The organism is Acinetobacter nematophilus (genome assembly GCF_026344175.1).
Taxonomy (GTDB): domain Bacteria; phylum Pseudomonadota; class Gammaproteobacteria; order Pseudomonadales; family Moraxellaceae; genus Acinetobacter; species Acinetobacter nematophilus.
Genome location: NZ_JAPKMY010000008.1, coordinates 160322 through 177157, shown reverse-complemented (window position 1 = coordinate 177157; position 16836 = coordinate 160322). Strand labels below are relative to the sequence as shown.

Sequence of the window (16836 nt, the reverse complement as noted above, 5' to 3'; positions counted from 1 at the left end):
TATTCGCAGATCGACTTTAACTGAACTGAACAGAATGGATTAATGGGTCACCATAGAATCAGCCCAACCACTAAATGGATTATCAAAAGCTTGCCATTTTTCTGCACCCAATGCCATCTCTGTATCATTCAACAAACATGCATCCAATTGGTCCATTAATGCTGATTGATCCATATCGAGCCCGATTAAAACAATTTCTTGGCGGGCATCACCTGTTTGTTCATCCCAGTTCCCCTGAATGACATCGAGACTCTGTTGATCTTCCGGCCAATGTTCATCAGACACTGCTGCCCACCAATATCCAGCAACACCATGTCTTGCCAACGCACCTGCTTGAGACCAAGATCCTGCCAACTCTGGATTTGATGCCAACCAAAAATAGCCTTTAGAACGGATCACACCTTTCCATTCAGTTTGAATAAAATCAAAGAACCGTTGTGGATGAAAGGGGCGTCTGGCACGATAAACAAAACTTTGGATACCATACGCTTCGGTTTCAGGTGTATGTTCACCTCTTAATTCTTTGAGCCAACCTGGTGCTTGCGCCGCTTCATAAAAATCAAATAAGTGAGTATTCAATATTCGATCCAAATTCACTTGACCAAATTCAGAAACTTCAATTTTTGCTCGGGGATTTAAGGATTGTAGAATTTTAAAAAGCTTGTCCTGCTCTTGTGGCTGAACTAAATCAATTTTGTTCAATACAATCACATCACAAAACTCAATTTGATCAATCAATAAATCAACCACATTACGATTATCTTGTTCCCCTAATGACTCACCTCTCGCTTGTAAACTATCGAGAGAGCTATAGTCTTTTAGAAAGTTATAGGCATCAACCACTGTTACCATGGTATCGAGTCGAGCAAATTCATTCAATGAAATGCCATTTTCATCTTCAAAAGTGAAGGTTTCTGCAACAGGTAAAGGTTCGGAAATGCCTGTAGACTCAATCACTAATTGATCAAACCGCTGCTCTTCAGCCAAACGTCGGACTTCAACCAATAAATCTTCTCTGAGGGTACAACAAATGCAACCATTGCTCATTTCAACCAGCTTTTCATCAGTTCTAGACAGTTCAGCACCGCCTTCTCGTACTAAAGCGGCATCGATATTGACCTCTGACATATCATTGACAATCACTGCAATCTTACGACCTTCACGATTGTTTAAGATGTGATTCAGCAAGGTTGTTTTTCCAGCGCCTAAGAAACCTGACAAAACGGTTACAGGAAGCTTTTGGGGAGTGGCTAATATATGATTCATTGGCGTTCTCACTTTAAAATTGTTGGGTGCTCATGTTTCGATACACATGAAAAACACTGGCCTAGGACTTCTAAATATTCACATTTAGGATTAAATTTTTTGGTACTCAAAGATCGTCTAATACATCTGTCAAATTTGGGTATGGCAATACTTTGCACGTGTTGACAATGGGTACAGACCGTTAAGATTTGATAAGGTCCATCAAAATTTACGATGCTCGCGATATACAGATTTAATGTATTCAATTTCAAGATCTGCTTTTGCTCACATAACTGTTTAAGTGCTCTATAAATCTGCATAGGGGCCTGAAAACCATGAGGCTTTGCTTTTTCCAAGAGTTGATAAGCACTCATTGCTTTATTTTCTGCTTGTAATATTTGTAAGAGTTTCTGTTGTGCCTGAGCTTGCTTCATTTTTTATTGATCTAACTTATTACCATTGTTTAAAAAATTATCCATACAAGGAGATGAGTCATAACGATGATTTGCTCCCCAAGTACGATAACCAGCACTATCAATATGGATTTGTCCTGATGGATAAACCCCTAAGCCCATATTGAGTTGTTGACCATAGTCACGCCAAAACTGACAAATTTGGACTTTTGTGCTTTGAATAAGAACCAATTCTTTTTCATCTGGCGTTTCAGAACCGATTCGAAAGTCTAAAGCCGCATTAAAAATATGTTTTGAAGCGCTTGCACCATTGGCACATTGGTTAAGATTTAAATTTCGATAGACTGAAGTCACCGTAAAATCATGCAAAATGCGTTGCGCTATAAGCTGATCGAGAATCTTGAGTGTAGGAACGATATTGCGCCACAACTCTTGTGGGGGGACTTCAAATTCAGTTGCATTGCATCTTTGCCAATCTCTAGCGGTTTGAAAAAACTCAAAATCAGGAATATCAGCATGAATACCTTGTAGTTTTAAAAGATTTTTATAACGTTCAATTGCTTGATGGTTTATGACATGACTTTCCCAGTTTATAAAAGATTCAGGGACTACTTTTTCTGAGCGTCTGTCTACTTGATACTTCACCTTGGAAACATCTGATAAAGACTGATTTGTGGTATCCAGCTTTTGTTGAATATTGACTGCATTCTGACTGCATGCAGTTATACAACTCATCCAACCGATTAAGTGCAGTCGTTTCATTTTAGACTCTGTTGACATTTGCAAATTGAGTGATAACCGCCCACCCTAATTGTTATGTTATAACATAACAATCGCATTAACAACACTTTTTCTTAAGCTCTAAGTTGGCTGATTCAGACTCACTCTGAATTTTTAAAAACGATACATCTGATATGTATGCAGAAAAAGCGAGATAATTTTTGAATAAAATCCAACCGGGGCACAAAGATTTTATAGTTTGATGAATATCGGCATAATCATTTTTAAAAAAATATAAGCTTTTCAAATAAAACTTAAGTGATATTAAAAAATAAAACTACTTAATTTTATGATCTATTATTTTTATGCATACATTTCCAATAAAAAATGTAATATATAATAAATAAATTCCATTAATTTACTAATTTAAAAATATGTGATTAAATTCACAATATAATATTTAAAATATATAATTATCACAAAAATAAATAAAAGTCGCGAAATACAAATAAATGTTGTTCAAAATACAAAGTTTTCGCATGCAACAAATATCATTATTTATCTGTGTTTATTACATCTATCACTGTTTTATAAAACACTGCGAATAAACATGGTTTATTGAACTCCCTCTCAAACTGAAGTCAATAAATTAAAAATCTTGAAAAGCGAATTTTTTAAATAAATAGGGTTTACTATGAAATTTAAGTCATTAAGTATTGCAGCTGTGTCTGCATTCGGTATTTCTGTATCTGCTTTTGCAGCAGATCCTGTAACGGTAAAGGGTGGCACAGTCAACTTTACGGGTGAATTAGTTAATGCAGCATGCGCGGTGAGTACAGCATCATCTAATCAAACAGTATCATTAGGTCAATATCGTACAGCTCGTTTAGCGAAAGCAGGAGACAAAACTGCACCTGTACCATTTAGCATTAAACTTTCGGACTGTGATCCTACAGTTCAAAAAACTGCTGCAATTGCATTCCAAGGTACTGCGGCTGAAGGTGGTACAAACTTACTTGGCCTATCTGCTTCAAGTGCCAATGGCACAGTTGCAAAAAATGTCGGTCTTCAAATTACGGATCACACCGCAAAAGCTCTAGGCATTACTGGCGCAGCATTCTCTACACCACAAGCACTTCTTGATGGTGAAAATGCACTGCAATTCAATGCTTATTATGTAGCAACGGGTATTGCAACGGCAGGTGATGCGAATGCCAGTGCAACCTTTACTGTGAAGTATGAATAATTGTTATTTTTAAAACAATGATTCAGTAACCCGGCAGTTGAGCTTTACTCATGAAAAAATATATATCACTCATGGCAGGAATATTTTTTTCTACACCTATTTATGCTGAAAGTTATGTATATGGTGGGGAAGCTCATTTTAAAGGAGCTTTAATAAATCAAAGTTGCTCGGTTTTAATTGACAACCCAGCGTCTATATCTATTAAAGCTCTCCAATCACCTATCCAATTTCATTTTTTAGGTTGTTCAGTAGATTATTACAGCAACATCGTGGTGGGTTTATCAGAACTCAATAAACCAGATAAAGAGATTTTTTATACCGTTCAATCTGCAAAAAATAATTTTGATCAACAGGTGAATATATCGGGTCGTGATTCCCGTTATTCAAATCACAAGTTTATTCGTCATATTGACTTACCAGAAGATTATGACAATACCTCAAAAAAAAGTGTGCGTGTTTTTTTAAATCAATCTTTAAAAAATACCTCAAATCAATCTCCACTTTTTTTACTGTCTATTTTTTACCCATAAATAAACACTAAGGGTTTATATGAACTTGAACATATTAAAACAAGGTTTGCTAGCCATAACCTTAGGCAGCCTTGTCTCAACAAGCTTTGCAGATACCAGTAACTCTGGAGGAATTTCACTCGGAGCGACTCGTGTCATTTATCCTGTCGATGCAAAACAAGTTTCCTTGCCGATTATTAACAGTAACAGCAAAGATCGCTTTTTGATTAATGCATGGATTGAAAATAAATCTGAAGAAAAGACCAAAGACTTTCTGATTACGCCCCCCTTGTTTGTCGCTGAAGCAGGCGCAGAGAATACACTGAGAATCATCAATGTTGCACCAAACTTACCTCAAGATCGTGAGTCTGTATTTTGGATCAATGTCAAAGCCATTCCATCTATAGATAAATCAGCATTAACAGACAAGAATATTTTGCAACTTGCTATTTTATCAAGAATAAAGCTTTTTGTTCGACCTTCTGGTTTAACAACTACACCAGAAAGTGCTTTGGAAAAACTTAAATTTTCCAAGTCAGGTGAAAGCATTACTGTCGATAATCCCTCTCCCTATCATGTTTCATTTGTAAATGTTTATCTGGACAAGGAAAAACTTGCCAATGTGATGGCTGTACCTTTTTCGAAAACAAAAATTTCCAACTCCAGTGGAAATGACCTCAGTTATCAGACTGTGAATGACTTTGGCGGTTTAACACCTACAGTGAATTTAACCTTGAAGTAAATCATTATGTATTCTCAATTTTCAAAGCCATCCCATGCTTTTTATATAGGAAAAATGATGAGGCGCTCCCCGATGGGAGTGGCAATCACCATGTTTATTTCTATCGCGATGGTGAAAACGAGTCATGCAGAACAGATTTTTAATACTGAATTTTTGACAGATGATCTAACAAATTCACAACTTTCTGATTTATCTCGATTCGAACAGTCGACACACCAATTACCTGGCATTTATCGGGTGGATGTTTATGTCAATGACCAGTATGTCTTTACCCGAGATATTAATTTTATCGAGAAGCCAGAAACTCAAGATAAAACTGGTTTATTTCCATGTTTAGACACAAAAACCTTACAAGGTTTTGGCATAGATAGTGAAAAATTTGACCTATCCGCGAGTGTCAACCCACAATGTATTGATTTTACTTCGATCATTGAAGGAGCCAATAGTCAGTTTCAATTCGATAAGCAAAAATTATTTATTAGTCTTCCCCAAGCATCTTTAAGCAATCAGGTGCGTGGTTATATTCCACCAGAACAATGGGATGAGGGAATTAATGGCTTATTTATCAACTATGCCCTGTCTGGTAGTAAAAATAATAGAACTGACTCAAACAGTGCTTTTTTAAGACTCGACAATGGATTTAATATTGGCGCATGGCAGTTTAGACACTCAGGCAGTTGGAGCTATAACAATTATAAAGGTAAGACCTATGAACAATGGAATGATCTAGATACTTATCTACAAACCATCGTAGTTCCGATCAAAAGCCAGTTGATCCTAGGTGACAGTTCGACCAATAGTGAAATTTTCGATAGCTTCGGTTATCGGGGTATACATTTATCGACTTCAGATAGTATGTATCCCGACAGCCAACTCGGCTATGCACCTTCGATCCGTGGGGTAGCAAAAACCAATGCAAAAGTGACCATTCAACAAAATGGTTATACGATTCATCAGGTGAATGTGGCACCAGGACCATTTTTAATTCAGGACTTAAATCCTTCGTCGATCAATGGCGATCTTATCGTTAATATTGAAGAAAATGATGGATCTGTACAAACCTTTAAAGTTCCCTATTCAAGTTTACCGATTTTACAGCGTGAAGGACGTACCAAATACAGTATTGCCGTGGGTGAATATCGAACTGGATTAGCTACACAGGATAATCCACTGATTGCTCAGGTCACTGCGATCCAAGGACTTAAAAAAGGCATTTCTGTCTATGGTGGAACGCAATTATCAAAAAATTATAAAAGCTTCTTATTTGGCATGGGCGCAAACCTGGGTGATTTTGGTGCCTTGTCTTTTGACATTACCCATGCCAATAGCGAGTTTGCAGATCAAACCAGTTCGAAAGGACAATCTCTACGCTTTCTCTATTCAAAGTCATTGTTAGGGTCTGGAACGACTTTCCAACTCTTAGGATATCGTTACTCAACCAAAGGATTTTATACCTTAAATGATGTATTAAACAAAAGTATCAATGATGATCATAGTGAAAATACCCAAAGTCCATCTGTAGGAACGCTTCCGCACATTGCTGATTATTACGATTTAAACAATACAAAAAAAGGGAAATTTGAAGCCAATATTTCTCACTCTTTTGGAAATTACGGCTCTTTGTTTGTTTCAGCAAATCAGCAGACCTATTGGAATACGGCTAAAAAGAATGAGTGGATTCAGGCAGGCTATTCCAATTCCTGGAAAAACATGAGCTATTCGCTGTCTGTCAGTCACAACAATTATTCTGAAAGCCAGCAAAATGACACCATCTATGCCATGAACATGTCATTTCCATTAGACAAAGTATTACCTAAAGCAAAATTCAAAGAAAATCCGCTTGGTAATAGTTATGCCACTTTTTCAAGCACCCAAAATTCAAATGGTGAAGACGCCTACATGGCAGGCATGAGCGGAACATTATTGAAGGACCGCAATTTAAGTTACAGCATCAATTACGGAGAAAATCATCAACAAGGTGATATTGGTTCCCTCAGTGTTACTTACAATGGCAGTTATGGTCGAGTCGGTGCAGCCTATAATTATGAAAAAGATTCCAATCAATTCAGCTATAACGCTTCAGGTGGAATCTTAGCCCATGCTGATGGTATTACTTTCGGTCAACCTTTGGGTACAACCTCAATATTGGTCAAGGCACCGGGTGCAAAAGGTGTACAGCTTGAAAATTACACAGGTGTTAAAACGGATTGGCGCGGGTATGCCATTGTGCCTTATGCAACAGAATACCGAATGAACCGTGTTGCTTTAGACAGCAACACTTTTGGCAATAATCTGGAAATTAACAACAATGTCGAACAAGTCGTTCCTATCAAAGGTGCGATTGCGCGTGCTTCATTTAAATCTAGTGTCGGGATCCGCGCTTTAGTCAATATTAGCCATAATGGACAACCTGTACCTTATGCCAGCAGTGTCATTGAAACGAACAGTTCCTCTAGAGGACTGGTGGCTGATGAAGGTCAAGCCTATATGACGGGCTTACCCGTGAAAGGCGTCATTGAAACGTCTTGGGGTTCGAATGCACAAGATAAATGTTCAGTTGAGTATGACATCTCAGCCATGGATTTAACACAAAATGTTCTGCGTTTTGATTTGGAATGTAAGTAGGTTTCGTCATGCCATCAATATTCTTATTTTTCGACTTCACCACTTTTTTACAGTTTTTTGAGTCTACTGTGATCAATACGATTCATCAAGGAGTCAACACATGCAGCATTGGTTGAAAAATGCTACTCGCCCCCATAGCGCCATTCCCTTGGTGATCTTATTGAATTTTTTTGGCCTATCAAATACGCATGCAGGTTGGTGGCGAGAAGAAGCTGAGTCAAATCTGGAAGCAACATTTGGGTCTATTACCTTGAACTCGTCTCAAAATGTTACAGGTGCGAATTTCCCTACGACTGCTAAAACGAATATTAATGGTAAAGGTTTCACAACAAAATGTGATTCAGGAACGACTTTGACAAGTGAATCAAAAACGATTTATACCACAGGCGAATATGTTAATTCTGTGATTTTAACAGAAGATGGCAAAAACTATGCTGCAGTCAATGATTATCTTATGGCTGCATTGCAATATGGTTATGGCTCAAGACTGTACTGGTTGCCGATGGAAAATGTCGTACTTGGGTGGGCAGATGATACCTGTGGAAAAGTATCCTCTCATTACGGTGACACACCTTTTAACGTCACCCTTAAAATCCGAAAACCATTTGTTGGCGCTACATCATTTCGGTTGGCAATTGCACGGATTTATACAGGTGATCAGGCAGGAACAGCAAAATTACGTGGCGCAACACAGACTGTTTATCTGGCTGGCACTGTGATTGTTCCACAAAGCTGTAAAATTAATGCAGGACAAAAACTGGATATCAACTTTGGTGATATTTCAGCAAATAGTTTTGGTTCCATTGGGATTGGCAACAAACCCACAAATGTCAATGTACAAACACGTGACTTGAGTATTGCCTGTACCAATATTGCAGCGCAAGCCCTCCTCACACTACGTGTTCAAGCTGAACAATCCAATGGCGATATCATTCAATCCAATAACCCAGACATTGGTTTTAAAATAGCCGACCAGAATAACCGTGTACTAACCCCCAACAATGCCAGCAGTTTTATTCCCTTTGTCAACCAGAATCCCGCCAATCTCACCATCAAAGCATGGCCTGTCAGTACTACCAATAAAGTTCCTGCTTTAGGGCAATTTCGAGCACGGGGCTATTTGCGTGTTGACTTTAACTAATGAGGAAACCCCATGATAAATGTAAGAATCAATCAAATCCTCTCTCTTCTGTTCCTTTCAAGTCTTCTAAGTATTACAAGCCAACTTGGTCATACAGAAGACACGTTAAGTGAAATCAACTTTGAACTTTCTGGGACTGTCCGGGCTTGGGCGTGTGGCGTGATGGATTCAGAAAGTCAAAAAGTCATAGATTTAGGCAAACATAGCACTAAGAACCTATCTTCACTTGGAGATCGTAGCCTGACTGTCGCTATTCCCTTTTCATTAAATAGCTGTCCACCCAATGGAACAGTAAATATCACTATTACTGGAGCTAAGGATCCAAACAATAATGAGTTACTAGCCCTAGACAACATAATAGTAAATGGAAAAAATCCAGCAAAAAATATTGCAATCGAAATCAGTGATCAAAATAAAAAGAGAATACCGATTGGAACAAAAACGACGGGCTTAAAATCCGACTTAAACGGTAAACTTTCTACCACACTTTATGCAAATTATATTGTGACTAAATCACAAGTTGAAGTAGGTATCGCAAATTCAAAGATGCAATTTTCTATTGAATACGAATGAGAAAATATCAATCTTATTATTAAACAATCACATTATAATAATCACCCACTAAATTTTAAGAGGCAAATATGATTAGTTATAAATAATCAATCATTTTAGATTATCAAACTTATTTCATTTTATGGCAGATCTTTCGATTTTGCCAATAGACCTGCTTTTACTCATTAAAGCAGTTAATTAAATACATGCCTAAATAAAGGAGGGTTTATATATTTTTTGTAACATTAAACCTTACTTTATTTTAAGTCAATAGCACCATGGAGAAATTATGAAGTCTTTTTTGAAAATTAAAAGTGTTCGTAGTAGCCTAACCTTATTATTAGATGATTTTTGTAAAATAAAAGGGCTTTCCTCGTCTCAGCATTCAGTATATACCCTCAATGATCATATTACATTTGGAGAGTGGCTCAAAAAAATTCAAAGAATAAATGATCAACATCCCATAGAAGGTTTAGGCTTGGAAATTGGAGCGCTGGTTCAACCGAATCATATTGGTATCGTGGCATATATAGCCCAATCCTGCAATACATTATCAGATTATATAGACACACTTTCCAAATATGAAAAGCTGTGGTTTAACTACAACCCAAAGAAAATACATTTTGGAGAAAATTTATTTTCAATTTCTTGGGATAAACCCGCTTATTTACAGGCAGGTTTATATGTGGAAGAAACCTCTATTGTTGAAGAAATGCAAGTTTCAATCATTTATCATCACTTAAAACAATTGGTTGATTCAGAAGAAAATTTTTTTCATCGCGTGGAGTTAGCAATCCCAGAACCTGTCAATATTGACAAATATACAGCATTGTTCAATTGCCCAGTTTATTTTAATGCTGACAAAACTAAAATTATCTTACCTAAATCCTTACTGGAGACCAAACTGAAATGTTATGATCCAGCACTCTTAGAAATCTTATCTGAACATGCCAATATATTGCTTCAAAAAATGCCAAAATATGACTCATTTATTGAACTGGTAAATTTAAGTACAATTCAAGCAATGGAAAATAATAATGTTCAAATTAATTTTGTTGCAAAAGTATTAAATACGACACCTAGAATGTTACAACGTGATTTAAAAAATAGAGGAATCACTTTTAAAATTATTCTCAACAATGTCAGAAAGAATTTTGCAAAAAAGCATTTGAGAAATGAAAATCTCTCTATTACAGAAATTGCATTTTTACTCGCATATAAAGACCAAACCTCTTTTAATCGTGCTTTTAAATCATGGACAGGTCTAACACCTTCAGATTGGAGAAAGCAGTATAACAGTGATAAAATGAATAAATACTGCTAAGAGGATAGACTTAAAGAAAGATTAACTCATTATATTTTTAATATACACAATCATTTATTAAAAATAAATATTTACACATTTGAAATCAGCATAATTAATTCAAGTCAAAAATTTAAACAATCACTCATTCTACAAAATTCATTTATTATTTTCTATAAAATTAGTTCTTATATTATTGATCCACTCTTTTAATTGAGTCATCTTATTATCAACCATCGCCCGTTCGTCAGATGACATCAAATCACGAGATAGGCAACGATACTTACTAAGTTCAGTCTCATACCAATTTAATTGATCAATTATTAGAAATTTTTTAATCACTTCACATTTGTGACATTTCTTAAGCTTAAATAAATAGAAATACTCAAAATCATGCCTACAATAAAACTTCTTCAGAAACATTAAGACCTTCAACATAAAAAACCCCTCTTAAAAGTAAGAAGGGCTAAATCTTTGTAAATCAGAGGAAACTTACAAATTAACCAAACATATCACTAAAACAATGATATATGTCATATTATATGACTTTTCAATGATTAAAAATTTCCATATCAAGCATTATTTATTTGTATTTCGCGACATTTTTCAAGAATAGACTTCCTACGACAGTAAACTTCGCAATGATTTTTAAACCCGCATTCAGCTTTATCAATCATGAAGTATGACTAATGCATTGAACTTCTTGTATGAAAATCAGATTCCCAATGCCGCATTTTACATTTTAAGTTTGAATTACTTTATGTAGATCATGTGTCAACTTTCAGAGACCTTGATAAATTTTCCCTTACAAACAAAGAAGTGATTTGTTTACTCATGTAAGTATGGGGGGGAAATTATGTTGACTTTCATTAATATGGTCACACCCATCATGTCGTCTCTCGATAGAAAGACCGTTTATGATTTATTCGTATTTAAAAATGTGTCAGTATTTCCTGCTCCTTTTTCAATCAATGCCAAAGTACTCATGAAAAATAGGATTTCTAACAATAAAAAAAATTCAATCACGTCTCTTTCAAAACATTCCTTTTTATAATTAATTCCCTAATTCAAAGGATAATAAAAATATGATTTTTGTCTCAAATGATAGGAAACTGTGTGCTAGATGGAAAGTTTTAAAATCTAATTTGTATTAGATTAAAAAAAATTTTGAGGATTTAAACAATGACCCATCAGGCTGATAAACGCAAACTCAAACGTACTTATTTAAGAAATGGAGATCCCAGCTTGGTCTTGATCTCTAGTTTTCTCACCCATGTCAAATATTTAGGTTGGAGTGATGAAAGAATCAAAACAACATTACAACATGCAAAAAGTAAAAATTATAGACATTTATATTCCACATTAAAGAGAGCTGTGGAATAAGACGAATTTTATAACAAATTAAACCCTCATAGAGCAAAGAACTCGATATAAAAATTTCTTTCAATAATTTAGATGATTTACACCTTCCCCAACGGTGCTAAAAATCATTGAATTGTGCTGTGCGTGTTAAGTTCTTTGTAAATTCCAAATATTCAAACGCATAATATCTGTATATTTTTCAATCACTAACAATTGAATATATCTCATAAATATTGATTGGAATAATTATAAATTGCCAGAAAATATTTAAAAAAATTTTATATTCTCAAATTCAACAAAAAAATAAGTCACTGATTTATAACAATTAATTTATTTCAATCAAATTTTTAAATTTTCGTAAAATACAAAAAATCATTTAAAAAATACAAAGATATTTCACACAATAAACTTTAGGATGAACCTGCATTTGTTTAACTGCATCACTATTATTTTGAAAACAGTGAAATCAAATGTAATTTACTGAGTGCATCGCAATGAACTCAGTAGATCAAAAAAACTGAAAAACATCCTCTTTTAAAATAAATAGGTTTTACTATGAAATTAAGTCTATTAAGTCTTGCAACTGTATCTGCACTCACTCTTTCCGCTTCTGCTTTTGCTGCTCCTGTAACAGTAAACGGTGGTACTGTTCATTTCGTTGGTGAGCTTGTAAATGCTGCTTGTGCTGTTCATACAGATTCTGCTGATCAAACTGTAAATCTAGGCCAATACCGTACTGCAAGTCTTGCAGCTTCTGGTGATAAAACAACGCCAGTGCCATTCCAAATTAAATTAGTGGATTGCGATCCTACTGTTTCTGCAACTGCTGCAGTTGCTTTCTACGGTCAAGCTGATTCTGCCAATGCAAATCTTCTTGCTGTTTCTGCAGGTGGTTCAAACCAAACTGCTGCAAGCAATGTGGGTATCGAAATCTCTGACGACACTTCAAAAATTCTTGCTGTTGATGGTGCAACGTTCTCTACACCTAAAGATCTAATTGCAGGCGACAATGCGTTGAACTTTAGTGCACGTTATGTAGCAACGGGTACATCTACTCCAGGTCAAGCAAATGCTGACGCGACTTTCGTTGTTAAATATGAATAATCCTCGAATCTAATTCACTTAGGTTTGTTTAAATGGGCTTGATATTCATGAAAAAATACATGGTTTTAGTTGCTGTTCTTGCTGGATATTCCTTGAATAGCCATGCTGCGAGTTATGTATTTGGTGGTCGGGCCCATTTTAACGGTGCACTGGTCAATCCAGCTTGCGCGATTGGTATAGATGACCCATCAACAACTTCACCGTTTTTGATTAAAAAAAATCATCATGATGTGATGCTGGCATTTACCGAGTGTTCACCTTGGGTCTATACCGGCTTGAGTTTGAAGTTTTCTGATATTGAACAACAATCACAAAGACTATTGAAAGATGCAAACCAACAGATTGAGCTTGCAGAAAATCTAATTGATAAACAAGAGATTACAAAATTAGAGCGTGGGCGTATTTATTACCACTATAACGCTGTTGTCACTGGTGATACAGAAAAAAAGATGGGTGTTGTGCAAATGAACAATCCTACTGAACAGCTTCCTGAAAAAGTATTACTTTCCGTTGTTTATCCATAATTTTTAGTGTTTTAGAGATGAATATGAACCTAAGCATAATCAAAAAAGTTGGCCTTCCTGTACTTTTATCCTGCAGTGCATCAGGTGCCTATGCAGAAAATGCTGTGGGTGGAGTTTCTCTTGGTGCGACCCGTGTTATTTATCCTATAAAAGCAAAGCAGATTTCTTTACCTGTGATTAATCACAGTAAAAAAGATCGTTTTCTCATCAATTCATGGGTAGAAACAGCAGATGAAAAGAAAACCAAAGATGTTTTGATTACACCGCCTTTATTTGTGGCTGAACCTGGCACTGAAAATACACTCAGAATTGTCAATCTTGCAGGTCAATTGCCTCAGGATCGTGAGAGTGTTTACTGGATTAATGTTAAGGCGATTCCATCAATTGACAAGGATGCCTTGATTGATAAAAACATTCTGCAATTGGCGGTATTGTCGAGAATTAAGCTCTTTATCCGCCCTAAAAATCTCACCATGAAGCCTGAAACTGCTTTAGAAAAAATCACCTTTTCAAAATTGGGTGACAGCATTCAGGTCAATAATCCATCGCCATATCATGTGTCATTTGTCAATGTCTATGTGGATGGGGTTCGTGTTGCAAACGCAATGGCTGCACCATTGACTCAAACAAAAATTACCAATGTTGCAGGTAAAAAAATTAGCTATCAAACAGTCAACGATTTTGGTGGGTTAACAGCTAAGGTCGATTTAAATCTGGACTAAATTATGTATTCATTACAGATGGTGTCACCAGATCCTTTGAGATTTGGTCAAAGGCTGAAAACATTGCCACTTTGCGTATTGGTGGCAATGTCTGCGTCCGTGACAGTATCGGAAGATGCATTTGCGAAACAAGTTTTTAACCCTGCATTTTTAAAAGATGATTTATCAAATTCACAAATTTCTGATTTATCAAAATTTGAAGATTCAAGTTACCAAATGCCAGGTATATACCGTGTGGAAGTGGTGGCCAATGATCAAGCCATGTTTACACGAGATGTCAATTTTATTGAAAAAACGGATACTGAGAATAAAAGCAAATTGTTTCCATGTTTTGACATGAAAACCTTAGAAAGCTTTGGAATTAATACTGCCGCATATGAAAAATTCAATGAAGTCAAAGATCAACGGTGTGTTGATTTCACTTCAATTATTGAAGGTGCGGATACCACGTTTATCTTTGATAAACAAAAATTAATCGTTAGTTTGCCACAGGCTGCGCTTAAAAATCAGATTCGCGGCTATATTCCCCCTGACCAATGGGAAGAAGGCATTAACGGCTTATTTTTAAACTACAGTTTATCGGGTTATAACAGTTCAAAAACAGACAGTAATGGGCTTTTTCTGGGAATAGATACTGGACTGAATATTGGTTCATGGCAATTAAGACATTCAGGAAGTTGGAACCAAACTTCAAGTTTGGGGAATTCCAGCAATGAATGGAATAGTTTAAGAACCTATGTACAAAAAACCCTGATCCCCATTAAAAGTAATCTATTGATTGGTGATGGTTTTACCAGCAATGAAATTTTTGACAGCTTTGGTTTTCGTGGTGCCCATTTGTCAACGGCAAATGAAATGTATCCTGATAGTCAGCAAGGCTATGCGCCCACGGTTCGAGGTGTGGCAAAAACCAATGCCCGTGTTGTGATTAAACAAAATGGTTTTATCATTCAACAAAGCAATGTCGCGCCTGGTCCATTTGTCATTGCAGACTTAAATCCCACCTCGATTAGTGGTGACTTACAGGTTTCGATTGAAGAAAATGATGGGACTGTACAAAGCTATACTGTGCCTTACTCAAGCTTGCCGATTTTACAGCGGGAAGGTCGAACCAAATATAGCGTGATGGCGGGTGAATTCCGCAGTGGACGTCAATCGCAAGACAATCCGAATGTGTTTCAGGCCACCATCAGTCACGGTCTAAAAAAAGGCATTTCTGTTTATGCAGGCGCCCAGATTGCCGATGATTATACCGGAGGTGTGGTGGGTGTCGGCAGTAACTTGGGCAACTATGGTGCCGTTTCATTCGATGTGTCCCATGCCAACAGTACCTTGGTGGATGGTTCCAAACATAGTGGTCAGTCGGTTCGTTTTCTCTATTCAAAATCATTGTTAAAAACAGGAACCACGTTCCAGTTATTGGGTTACCGGTATTCAACCAAAGGCTTCTATACCTTAAACGATGTGGCGTATAGTCAAATGTCTGGCTATAACTATTCGGAAACCCATGATGGCAATCAGGGGATCGTGCCCGTGATTACCGACTACTATAATTTAAGCCATCCTAAAAAAGGCCGTTTTGAAGTCAACCTCTCCCATTCATTTGGTCAATATGGTTCGATCTATGCGTCAGGGAATCAGCAAACCTATTGGGGCACCAATGATAAAAATGAGTGGTTACAGGCAGGTTATGCCAACAACTGGAAAGGTGTGAATTATTCATTTTCCATGAGCCGAAATAAAATGGCACAGGTCAATGAAACGAATAATATGTTCATGGCCAATGTATCGTTCCCATTGGATCGTGCAATTCGTAAAGCCAAATTTGAAGATCCTGCGATTGGCAATCTTTATGGGAACTTCTCCACCAACCAAAACACAAATGGTAGTGATACCTACTTGGCGGGTTTAAGTGGAACCTTATTAAAAGACCGTAACCTGAGTTTTAGTATGAACCAAGGTCATGCTTCTGGGCAAGGCAATACCTCTTCACTCAATGTCAATTACCGTGGAACTTATGGCAACATTGGTGGCGGTTACAGTTATGATGCAAATTCAGATCGCTTCTCCTATAACGCCTCTGGGGGTGTATTAGCGCATCAAGATGGTGTGACTTTTGGACAGCCTATAGGCGATACAGCCATTTTAGTAAAAGCACCGGGTGCTGCAGGTGTCCGTTTAGAAAATTATACTGGCGTTAAAACGGACTGGCGTGGTTATGCAATTGTGCCTTATGCCACCGAATACAGGATGAATCGTGTTGCATTGGATACCAACAGTTTTAGTAATAATTTAGAGATTAGCAATAACGTTGACAATGTGGTTCCAATCAAGGGCGCAATCACCCGTGCCACCTTTAAACCAAGTTTAGGTTTAAGGGCTTTGGTCACCCTGAAATATCAAGGCAAGCCTGTGGCATATGCCAGTAGTGTCACAGAGGCTGAAACTTCTGCGTATGGTGTGGTTGCCGAAGATGGTGCAGCCTACATGACAGGTTTACCGGTGAAAGGAACATTAAAAGTCAACTGGGGCGTGGAAGAACGCCAAAACTGTGCTGCAAACTATGATATTTCAAGCATGGATCTGAATCAGGCTGTTTTACAGTTTGAACTAGACTGTCACTAAAGA

15 protein-coding genes are annotated in these 16836 nt (G+C 36.8%); 12 read left to right on the top strand and 3 right to left on the bottom strand.

The annotated features are described in order from the left end of the window. Positions 1–39: 39 nt before the first annotated feature. From zigA to OSH00_RS15005, 3 genes are read right to left on the bottom strand one after another with little or no spacing between them, the layout of a single operon-like run. On the bottom strand, positions 40–1266 hold the full coding sequence (zigA, locus tag OSH00_RS15015; RefSeq protein ID WP_266131111.1) for a zinc metallochaperone GTPase ZigA: 1227 nt from the start codon (positions 1264–1266) through the stop codon (positions 40–42). 8 nt (positions 1267–1274) lie between these two features. Further along, on the bottom strand, positions 1275–1679 hold the full coding sequence (locus OSH00_RS15010; protein ID WP_266131110.1) for a Fur family transcriptional regulator: 405 nt from the start codon (positions 1677–1679) through the stop codon (positions 1275–1277). Between the two features lie 3 nt (positions 1680–1682). Next, positions 1683–2420, bottom strand: coding sequence for a D-Ala-D-Ala carboxypeptidase family metallohydrolase (locus OSH00_RS15005; RefSeq protein WP_266131109.1), 738 nt, complete (start codon positions 2418–2420; stop codon positions 1683–1685). Between the two features lie 652 nt (positions 2421–3072). On the opposite strand from OSH00_RS15005, the gene fimA (OSH00_RS15000) reads away from it, so the two are divergent. The 12 genes from fimA (OSH00_RS15000) to fimD all read left to right on the top strand — a co-directional run bounded on the left by fimA (OSH00_RS15000) (position 3073) and on the right by fimD (position 16833). After that, positions 3073–3624 (top strand): type 1 fimbrial major subunit FimA, encoded by a 552-nt coding sequence (fimA, locus tag OSH00_RS15000; protein WP_266131108.1) that lies wholly within the window; start codon positions 3073–3075, stop codon positions 3622–3624. A gap of 50 nt (positions 3625–3674) precedes the next feature. Next, entirely contained in the window at positions 3675–4154 is a 480-nt protein-coding gene (locus OSH00_RS14995; protein ID WP_266131107.1) for a hypothetical protein, read from the top strand. Positions 4155–4173: 19 nt separating this feature from the next. Beyond that, positions 4174–4875: a fimbria/pilus periplasmic chaperone gene (locus OSH00_RS14990; RefSeq protein ID WP_266131106.1), complete on the top strand. Its 702-nt coding sequence runs from the start codon at positions 4174–4176 to the stop codon at positions 4873–4875. A 6-nt stretch (positions 4876–4881) separates the two neighbouring features. Continuing rightward, positions 4882–7500 (top strand): fimbria/pilus outer membrane usher protein, encoded by a 2619-nt coding sequence (locus OSH00_RS14985; protein WP_420909531.1) that lies wholly within the window; start codon positions 4882–4884, stop codon positions 7498–7500. A 100-nt stretch (positions 7501–7600) separates the two neighbouring features. Continuing rightward, a complete protein-coding gene (locus OSH00_RS14980) occupies positions 7601–8641 on the top strand; it encodes a fimbrial protein (protein ID WP_266131104.1) in 1041 nt (346 codons plus the stop codon). Between the two features lie 12 nt (positions 8642–8653). Further along, entirely contained in the window at positions 8654–9214 is a 561-nt protein-coding gene (locus OSH00_RS14975) for a fimbrial protein (protein ID WP_266131103.1), read from the top strand. Between the two features lie 268 nt (positions 9215–9482). Further along, a complete protein-coding gene (locus OSH00_RS14970; RefSeq protein ID WP_266131102.1) occupies positions 9483–10517 on the top strand; it encodes a helix-turn-helix domain-containing protein in 1035 nt (344 codons plus the stop codon). Positions 10518–11678: 1161 nt separating this feature from the next. Next, a complete protein-coding gene (locus OSH00_RS14965; RefSeq protein WP_266131101.1) occupies positions 11679–11879 on the top strand; it encodes a hypothetical protein in 201 nt (66 codons plus the stop codon). A gap of 534 nt (positions 11880–12413) precedes the next feature. Next, positions 12414–12962: a type 1 fimbrial major subunit FimA gene (gene fimA, locus OSH00_RS14960; RefSeq protein ID WP_266131100.1), complete on the top strand. Its 549-nt coding sequence runs from the start codon at positions 12414–12416 to the stop codon at positions 12960–12962. A gap of 47 nt (positions 12963–13009) precedes the next feature. Continuing rightward, the gene (locus OSH00_RS14955) at positions 13010–13486 is read left to right on the top strand and encodes a hypothetical protein (RefSeq protein ID WP_266131099.1); all 477 of its coding nucleotides are present in this window, start codon (positions 13010–13012) and stop codon (positions 13484–13486) included. A gap of 23 nt (positions 13487–13509) precedes the next feature. Then, on the top strand, positions 13510–14208 hold the full coding sequence (locus OSH00_RS14950; protein ID WP_266131098.1) for a fimbria/pilus periplasmic chaperone: 699 nt from the start codon (positions 13510–13512) through the stop codon (positions 14206–14208). 3 nt (positions 14209–14211) lie between these two features. Next, entirely contained in the window at positions 14212–16833 is a 2622-nt protein-coding gene (gene fimD, locus OSH00_RS14945) for an outer membrane usher protein FimD (RefSeq protein ID WP_266131097.1), read from the top strand. Positions 16834–16836: the final 3 nt, after the last annotated feature.